Source organism: Rubritalea sp., from assembly GCF_039830215.1.
Taxonomy (GTDB): Bacteria; Verrucomicrobiota; Verrucomicrobiia; order Verrucomicrobiales; family Akkermansiaceae; genus Rubritalea.
The window spans coordinates 1-8,116 of sequence record NZ_JBDOPO010000115.1; the positions used below are offsets into that span (position 1 = coordinate 1).

Consider the following 8,116-nt stretch of genomic DNA (forward strand, 5'->3'; position numbering starts at 1 on the left):
CCCCTGCTGCCTTCTGCTATGCGATAAAATCGTTGAAAAATGTCTCCAACGCCTTGTCTGACTCACTTTGTTTTTTCTTCATTGGTCGTATTTTATATATGCGACCAAAAACACAAACCTCTACTCAGGCTCAGTGATTTACAGTTTATATTGAAATCCTGACATCCATTCTTTACTGATCAATTGGCTGCCCTGATCGGTGTTGAAGATCTTGGGTTGCCGACCTTTAATTTTGGATGTAGTACGTGATTCCCCAAGACAAAACGTTGTATCCATCGTATTGCACACTTCCCATCAAATTACTGCGCGAGTCTGCCAGTCCATCACAGTAATCAAGTTGGCGTTGTCTCTAGGCATGGGTGTATAATGAGGTCAGTACACCAGACTTATTCGCAGCCGTCACAGGATTGTCTCTGAGAAGGTAAGGATAAATCTCGTGTGCCTTCCCACGTTTGCTGGTGTCAAGCTTGGGAACCATTGCTTGGATTACTAGCAATCTTATTAAGCGACGCACTCGCTTCCTGCCGATTTCATATCCTCTATCTCTGAGTTCATGAATCAAGTTGCGCTGACCCATGTGGCAGTAGTTGAAATGGATTTCACCTGGATACAGCATGATCTTGTGATCCTCCTCACTGATCATAGCCCTTTTGGGTTTTAAGCGGTTGCGGTTGAGCTCTAGCAAAGCTGATTGTTGCCTAAGTGATAAAGCGTGCTGAGTATAAATCATAGCTTTTCGCTAAGATCGATTCCCAGCTGTTAGCACTTTTTTAGAAGAAAGTCCTTCTCTAGTACGAGCAGCCCCACTTTACGCTCCATCTGAGCTTCTTTGACTTCGCGTTTATTCAACTCATTTCTTGGAGGCGTTAGAGTTCTCAAAAAGCTCAATCATTCTAAATTCGAGCTCTATTTAACGGGGCGACTTCTGCGTCCACAGCACTAGTTAAGCCGAGTAAGTCGAGGCATTCCAGAGACGAAAAAGCCAAATGTGGGGGGATATATTTGGCTACTAAACTATCGCGACGACGCCCTGATAAATGCCTTTAGACATGATGCAGCAGGGTCGAGAGCCTTAAGATTAGGTCAGCAAAGTCTGGGGGCTTTGGGGCTAAGGATTGACCTTTTTAACGAACATCGCTTTGAGTCCGATGGAGAGGCCATCCATTTTGCAGGAGATCTCGTGGTCGCCTTTTTCTTGGATACGGATAGGTTTGGACTTGGTGCCGCTCTTGAGGACATTGGAGGTGCCAGTGAGCTTTTTGTCTTTGATCATCTGCACGATGTCACCATCTTGCAGGATATTGCCGAAGGCGTCTTTGACCACGCGTGGGCCAACAGCCTCCTCTTCTTCAACTTCAGCTGGCTTGTCCCATTCGTGGCCACAAGTCATGCATTCAAAAATTGTTTTGTGCTCCGCAACGTCATCCATAGTGCAGAGTGGGCAAGTAGTATCAGACATGCTCCAGCTATCGCTGGAGGAGTGTGAAGTTGCAAGTGTGAAGTGATAAGTTAGAGGGCTCGCAGCGTGTGTGGAAATGGGAGTATTGAAAGTTCGAACTTGGCGGAGTGAGCGAAAAGACTCTAACGTAAATGAATGTTTTACCTAAGTCGATGAAGTCATGGTTTATGACAGTTGGGGTTCTGCTATTTGTGCTGGTTGCTGCGGGGTTCATGTCTACCGGGCATATAGATAAATGAATCACGACCAGCGCTCGGTCGAACGCTATCAATAATGGGAAGCAGATTTATACTGCTCTCTTTTCCTATGCCAAAGATCACGATGGGATGTATCCGAACGAGCAAACTGCTTTGGCTGAATCTGATGAAACCGGAGACAGTGCTGAGGCTTGTTTTACTCAGTTACTCAATGCTGGGGTCATCGATGATGAGCACGTCTTTTGGAGCAAGGAGAACATCGTCCTAGGGACCGTGAATGCAGAAATTCCAGACAATGATGGTGTGTTGACTACAGGTGAAAACGCGTGGAGTTACGTGCGCGGTCTAAGTACCTCATCGCCTACGAACACAGTGATTATCTGTGATGCATCAAAGTCTCCCAGGGTGTTCGATAATTCAGTGTGGGAGGGGCAGGCTGTGGTGGCGAAGCTCAATGGCTCAGTGGAGATGATGAAGATCACACCCGCTGGTGAGCCCGATGGAGGCATATACGATACGCGTGAAGGGAAGAGGGTGAAGTTATTCAAAAATCTGCCAGATGGTGCAAAGATCTTAGTGCCAGGTTTGGAGTAAGCGATGTCTATCGCGCCCACACGATCTATACTGACCTTGGACCTTGAGACTTTAGACACTGGGAGCTGTCGAAGGTCTGAAGGTCCAAGGTCGAGCTAGCAAAGTCTGGTGACTTTGTGGTGCGATCAATCGCGGCCAAGCGATGTGGCTAGACCTTAGATGTTGGAGTGGACTGGTCTGCCAATCGTCTGCAAAGAAGCTGGAAGCATCTTCTTTGGCACGAAAAAGCCCTGCTGGGTGCATGATCACCTAGCAGGGCTTAGAAAAATGATGGTATAAAATTGCGAAGCAGGTGACTGGCACTTATCGCTTCACACTTCTAACTTACCCCTTTTTATAAATCGACTTACCTGTGGACTGAAGGTCGTCACAAGCTTCTTTCATGCGCTCGCAGAGGCCTTGCTCACCCTTCTTGAGGTATGAACGTGGGTCGTACTTGCCCTTAACACCGACTTCGCCGTCGATCTTAAGAACTGACTCGATGTTCTCACAGATGTGAGTAACGACTGGGCGTGTGAACGCGTACTGAGTGTCAGTGTCGATGTTCATTTTGATCACACCGTACTCGAGAGTCTCGCGGATGTCGGAGAGCTCAGAACCTGAACCACCGTGGAATACGAAGTCCATTTGTGAAGCAGCACCGTGCTTAGCAGTCACAGCAGCTTGGCCATCACGAAGGATGGTTGGCTTGAGCTTTACTGAGCCTGGCTTGTATGCGCCGTGTACGTTGCCGAATGTGGCAGCGAACATGAAGCGACCAATTGGCTGGAGTGTCTCGTACACCTGAATCATGTCTTCAGTAGTTGTGTAGAGCTTCTCAGCTGGGAGATCAGATGTGTCGTGACCGTCTTCTTCACCACCTACGCAGCCAGCTTCGACTTCGAGGATGATGCCGAGCTCAGCACACTCCTTGAGGAGTTCTGCAGAGATCTTCATGTTTGCGTCGAGATCGATAACTGATCCGTCAAACATGTGGGATTGGAAGAGTGGACCTTTGCCTTCTGCGATGCGCTTGCGTGAAGCGTCGAGAAGTGGGCGAAGGAAACCGTCAACCTTCTGTGGGTGGCAGTGGTCAGTGTGAAGTGCGATGAGTACGTCGTGCTTCTCAGCGAGGAGGTGCACTGCTTCAGCGAGAACGATAGCACCGTATGCCTCGTCTGCTACGGAAAGACCGGAAGCGAATGAACCGCCACCGGTAGAAACCTGAATGATTCCGTCAGAGCCGGACTCGGAGAATGCTTTCAATGCGCCGTTGATGGTCGCGAGTGAAGTTACGTTGATTGCAGGATACGCGTAATTACCCTTTTGGGCTGCGTCGATCATCTCTGCGTATTGTTGTGGTGTTGCAACTGGCATAAGTTCGCTTTAGACCATGTCTAAATGATGTGCAAGGGCTTAGATTCTTCTGCTATGTCAGCAAAGGTGGATGGTTTGGTGATGAGTTGAGATTTATTGATCCATTAAAATGAGACAGTTCCGTGAAGTTAAGCGATTCGGTAGCCTTGGCATGTTGGCGATGAACCCAGTGGATACAGCATTTCGTGACGGTAAAACCGAAGAGAATGCGGAAAAATATAAAGTGGAGCGTGAGTGGTTCTTGAGTGTGGGAATGTTCTGCAGCCTAGTAGCGCGCATTTGAGCACACTTTTACTGGTGCTTTTCAGCTAAAATGCTAGTTAGTTAAAGTAAAGTTACGGTAACGGCCGTTCATAGATAAAAAACATTCATGGATCAAATTTGGATTTGGGTAGGTATTGCCTTTTGTTTGTCGCAGTCGGCGATGTTTTCTGGGCTAAATTTAGCTTTGTTTTCATTGGGGCGAATGGGGTTAGAGGCTGAGGCTGAGAAGGGGAATAAGGCGGCGAAGTCGATCCTTAATCTACGACAGGATTCTAACTTGTTACTGTGCACCATCTTATGGGGCAATGTCTCGGTCAACGTATTGTTAGCGTTACTATCGGAGAGTGTGTTAGCTGGATTTGCTGGTTTCGCGTTCTCGACGGTAGGCATCACATTCTTTGGTGAAATCATCCCGCAGGCGTACTTCTCTCGCAATGCTTTGAAGGTGGGGGCTAAGCTGACACCCGTGATTCGATTTTATAAGGTACTGCTCTATCCCTTAGCTAAGCCGTGTGCGCTTATTTTGGATGGGTGGATCGGTCCGGAGGGTCCTTCGTTCTATCGCGAGCGCGATATTGAGATTATTTTAGAGAAGCACATCGATGAGGACGACAGTGAGATCAGCGCCAATGAAGGACGTGGCGCGCTCAATTTCCTAGCTCTGGACGATCGTAAGATTTCTGAAGAGGGTAGCGTGATCAAGCAAAGTACAATCATCAAACTACCAACAAAGATGGATCTGCCTGAGTTCTCTGACTTTAGGACTGATGAGGGAACTGCGTTTCTCGCGAGTTTGAAGGTGAACCCAGCAAAGTGGCGGGTGATCACTGATGAAAATGACGTGCCTCTTATCGTACTAGACACGCCTGAATTCCTCGCCCGTTATTTGGCCTATGACGGCGAGGTAGACATCTATCGCTTTTGCCATCGACCGATTTTGATTAGCGACGAGGATGAGACTCTAGACTTAGTACTAGGGAAGTTTGTCGTGGAAGCAGATGATCGCAATGACCACGTAGTGGACCAAGACGTGGTGCTCTACTGGACTGAAGAGCAAAAGCGTATCATCACGGGGGCAGACATTTTTGGACATCTACTGAGAGGTATTGCCCAGCGCGTGCCGATGGATCCATCGGATCGAGCTGAGGAAAGCGGGCTGAGGCCAGAGAGCTAGAGGAGTTGCAGTGAGGAATTAGAATGAAGAATGAACCATTCTTACGAATAGGTCAGTGCCGCGGTGTGACGAGGCCGCTGAAGGCGGCCATGCTCGTTGTAAGAAAGTGACTTCACCACAAAACACATTCAAGAGCATGACCGCCATAGGGGCATTGGTTTGAATTCCAATAAAACTGACTAGGTGGTGCTAAGCTGTCGCTGGAAACAGCCACCAAGTCTCTAAAAGGAATGAATTATTTAGATATCAGATGGTTTGGGAAATCGCTGACTCTTTCACAAGCAACCTGTTCCATTACTTGCTGGATCTGTCGTTTAAGCATGGTGAAAGTGTGGTGACCACCATTTTTGCCGAGAGCTCCAACTCCGTACATTGGGGTTCGGCCAAGGAAAGTGAAGTCTGCACCAGAGGCGAGAGCATTGGCTATGTCTGTACCCGAACGAATACCTGAGTCCATCATGATTTTGATCTGCCCCTTGAATTGCTGGGCTAGTTCAGTGAGTGGGACAATGGTGGATTGGCCAGAGTCGAGCTGACGTCCGCCGTGGTTGGAGACGATCATGCCGTCGAGGCCGAGCCTAATGGCAGCCACGGCATCCTCAGGGTTGACGATACCTTTGATGACGATGTTACCCTTCCAGTTATCTCGGATAGGCTTGATTTTTGCCTCAGTCAGGCGGCCTGAGAAGGTTTTGTTCATGAACTGAGCGAGGTGCTTCATGTTGAGACCTTTTGGAATGTATTCTTTCATGGTCTTGAACTCGGGGGCTCCTGCCGCGAGTTGGCTGAACGACCAGGTTGGGTGAGTGCACATCTGAAAAATATTACGCGCCGTCATGCGCGGAGGAATGGAAAGACCATTCTTAATCTCCTTCGGGCGATAAGCAAAAGTGGGGGTGTCAGCGAGGATGACGAGGGTGCGGCAACCCGCCTCCCATGCTCGGTTGAGGAGTTTATCCCGCAGTTCGTCTTCAGCTGGATGATAGAGCTGGAACCAGAATTTCCCTTCTGTGATCTCAGCAACTTTCTCGATGCTAGCGGTGCCTACAGTGGAAAGAACAAATGGCACATTGTGATCGAATGAGGCCTTGGCGAGTATCTCACAGCTATTTGGCCACATCAGCCCTTGAAGGCCTACTGGAGCCACACCGAAAGGTGATGCGTAGGTCTCGCCGAAGAGTTCAGTCTCTTGGGTAGCGCCTTTGTAGTCGCGTAGGTAGTAGGGCTTGAGCTGCACTTCGCGGATGTCGTTAGTGTTGCGCGCGAGGTTGACTTCAGAGAAACAACCACCGTCGAGGTAATCGAATGCGAAGCCGGGCATGCGCTTCTTGGCTTGAGCTTTGAGGGCCTCCACTGATGGAAAGCGTGAGTCGAAATAATCAGTCATGATTTATTGGGGTCTTAAAGTGTTTGGGAAATAGGTTAGCATGGGCGGGACTCTACTCTGAAGGAATAAAGGTTATCGCCATTCGTTTTACTCTTTTTCCACAGCTCCATAGGAGCGGTCGAGGTGGACGTATCCTCCATCAGGGTAGAGGAGCTGGCCCGTTGTGTGACTAGAGCGATCTGAGGCGATGAAGACAACCATATCGGCCATTTCCTGGCTTGTTGTCATGCGTGACTCGAATGGTATGCGTGACTCGATCTGCTTTTTCGTCAGCTCTGGGTTTTCCAGAGTATTGAGCCAGTTTTCGTACATTGGCGTCATTACTTCTGCTGGCACGATGGTGTTGACGCGGATACTGAACTTCGCAAGGTCGAGCGCCCATTCTCTGGTGAGGGCATTCATCGCACCTTTTGATGCAGCGTAGCCCGAGGCACTACCTTGGCCGGTGTTGGCGACTTTGGAAGAAATGTTGATGATGAACCCTTTGCTTTTTTTGAGGGCCTCGAGTGCGAAATGGGTGAGAGCGAAGACGTGGAAAATGTTTTTCTGCAGTGATGCGAGAAAGTCTGATGGGGAATTACTGAGGGAAACTCCATCGTTAACTCCGGCGTTGTGCACGATGCCATCAAGCCGCCCGTAGTTAGCGAGTGTCACTTCGATAGCATTCTTACAGGCTTCTTCAGAGGTGAGTTCGGCTTCGATTACTAGGCCTTTTCCGCACTTGGCAATGAGCTCTTTACCCACTTCAGGGGAACGGCCGACGATCACTGGGATGGCTCCTTCGGCTGCGAATGCTTCCACGCAGCCTGCGCCAATTCCCTTTGATCCACCAGTGATGATGACTACTTTGTCTGTGAGGTTTAGGTTCATGTGTAATACAGGTCTAGGGAGTGCAGGAAAATTTGCAAGTCTAGATTACGGCAGCAGCGAGAGTCGGGCCGAGAGGCATAGGGCTAGATCCACCAGAGTCCTGAGAGGAAAACTTAATCTATCAAGATGTTCTTACTAAGTAGGTTGAGTAGAAAATACTCGGCCTGCTGAGTTCAAAGATAGCGAGCTCCGACTGGCTTGTCACGAAACACAGTTGAGACCGCTTCATTCCTTCGCACGCAGACTCAAGCCTTACCTAAAACGGATCGTAAGTTCAGCAAGGTGCCATCCCGACACGAGTATCTTAAAAGGTATGGGTATCAAAATAAAAGTCATCAAGAGAACCGACTATGGTATTGAGATCACGATGACCTCTTTCTGAAAATTAAACACGCCCTCCCCGAATCCAGTGACACCGTGGTCTAAGCTGCGGTTACGTGAATAGTCCATCGCTGTGTCGCCTGGCCTGAAGTGAGCTTTTCCCGCAAACCGTGTGGCAAAACCAGCAATTACAAGTAATTGAGAAAAGGGGTGGATATCTGATTGTACTCCAGTGGTGCTCTTGATCGTCTTAGTGTGTGTGGGATCTGGTTCTGATTTGAATGTGCTTGGGTGGGTTTACTGCTCACTTTGCAGCTTGGTTGTGCTAAGGCCAGCGACGATGGAAACTCTGGATGGTGAGCAAATAGTGTAGGTCTATGCTTGAGTAAAATGGATTCCTTGTTAGGCAAAACGCTCCATGGTAGATGTACGGTAGAGGTTGTTGTTTCTCGTCAGGGTTGGCTGGTCTTGTTTATCGAATTGGAAAGGGGGGG

The 8,116-nt window shown here is 48.8% G+C and carries 8 protein-coding genes; 3 read left to right on the forward strand and 5 right to left on the reverse strand.

The window, feature by feature from the left end; translation table 11 throughout:
* Nucleotides 1-349: 349 nt before the first annotated feature.
* Nucleotides 350-730, reverse strand: coding sequence for a hypothetical protein (locus tag ABGY95_RS03920; protein ID WP_347440400.1), 381 nt, complete (start codon nt 728-730; stop codon nt 350-352).
* Between the two features lie 378 nt (nt 731-1,108).
* On the reverse strand, nt 1,109-1,459 hold the full coding sequence (locus ABGY95_RS03925; protein WP_347440401.1) for a zinc ribbon domain-containing protein YjdM: 351 nt from the start codon (nt 1,457-1,459) through the stop codon (nt 1,109-1,111).
* 326 nt (nt 1,460-1,785) lie between these two features.
* On the opposite strand from ABGY95_RS03925, the gene ABGY95_RS03930 reads away from it, so the two are divergent.
* Nucleotides 1,786-2,250 (forward strand): hypothetical protein, encoded by a 465-nt coding sequence (locus ABGY95_RS03930; protein WP_347440402.1) that lies wholly within the window; start codon nt 1,786-1,788, stop codon nt 2,248-2,250.
* Nucleotides 2,251-2,574: 324 nt separating this feature from the next.
* On the opposite strand, the gene fbaA is transcribed toward ABGY95_RS03930, so the two are convergent.
* Nucleotides 2,575-3,606: a class II fructose-bisphosphate aldolase gene (gene fbaA, locus ABGY95_RS03935; protein ID WP_347440403.1), complete on the reverse strand. Its 1,032-nt coding sequence runs from the start codon at nt 3,604-3,606 to the stop codon at nt 2,575-2,577.
* Nucleotides 3,607-3,715: 109 nt separating this feature from the next.
* Between fbaA and ABGY95_RS03940 the strand changes: the two genes are divergently transcribed.
* Both ABGY95_RS03940 and ABGY95_RS03945 read left to right on the forward strand, forming a co-directional pair.
* Nucleotides 3,716-3,889 (forward strand): hypothetical protein, encoded by a 174-nt coding sequence (locus ABGY95_RS03940; protein WP_347440404.1) that lies wholly within the window; start codon nt 3,716-3,718, stop codon nt 3,887-3,889.
* Between the two features lie 87 nt (nt 3,890-3,976).
* Complete coding sequence (locus tag ABGY95_RS03945; RefSeq protein ID WP_347440405.1) at nt 3,977-5,044, forward strand: CNNM domain-containing protein; 1,068 nt, start codon at nt 3,977-3,979, stop codon at nt 5,042-5,044.
* Nucleotides 5,045-5,279: 235 nt separating this feature from the next.
* Here the strand turns inward: ABGY95_RS03945 and ABGY95_RS03950 are convergent, their stop codons facing one another.
* Together ABGY95_RS03950 and ABGY95_RS03955 are read right to left on the reverse strand one after the other, a co-directional pair.
* Complete coding sequence (locus tag ABGY95_RS03950) at nt 5,280-6,431, reverse strand: alpha-hydroxy acid oxidase (RefSeq protein WP_347440406.1); 1,152 nt, start codon at nt 6,429-6,431, stop codon at nt 5,280-5,282.
* A gap of 87 nt (nt 6,432-6,518) precedes the next feature.
* Complete coding sequence (locus ABGY95_RS03955) at nt 6,519-7,301, reverse strand: SDR family oxidoreductase (RefSeq protein WP_347440407.1); 783 nt, start codon at nt 7,299-7,301, stop codon at nt 6,519-6,521.
* Nucleotides 7,302-8,116 lie beyond the last annotated feature (815 nt).

Excerpts from the sequence above, each read along its gene's own strand:
- ABGY95_RS03920 (WP_347440400.1), bottom strand. The coding sequence starts at position 730 with ATGATTTATACTCAGCACGCTTTATCACTTAGGCAACAATCAGCTTTG.
- ABGY95_RS03925 (WP_347440401.1), bottom strand. The coding sequence starts at position 1,459 with ATGTCTGATACTACTTGCCCACTCTGCACTATGGATGACGTTGCGGAG.
- ABGY95_RS03930 (WP_347440402.1), top strand. The coding sequence starts at position 1,786 with ATGTATCCGAACGAGCAAACTGCTTTGGCTGAATCTGATGAAACCGGA.
- fbaA (WP_347440403.1), bottom strand. The coding sequence starts at position 3,606 with ATGCCAGTTGCAACACCACAACAATACGCAGAGATGATCGACGCAGCC.
- ABGY95_RS03940 (WP_347440404.1), top strand. The coding sequence starts at position 3,716 with ATGAGACAGTTCCGTGAAGTTAAGCGATTCGGTAGCCTTGGCATGTTG.
- ABGY95_RS03945 (WP_347440405.1), top strand. The coding sequence starts at position 3,977 with ATGGATCAAATTTGGATTTGGGTAGGTATTGCCTTTTGTTTGTCGCAG.
- ABGY95_RS03950 (WP_347440406.1), bottom strand. The coding sequence starts at position 6,431 with ATGACTGATTATTTCGACTCACGCTTTCCATCAGTGGAGGCCCTCAAA.
- ABGY95_RS03955 (WP_347440407.1), bottom strand. The coding sequence starts at position 7,301 with ATGAACCTAAACCTCACAGACAAAGTAGTCATCATCACTGGTGGATCA.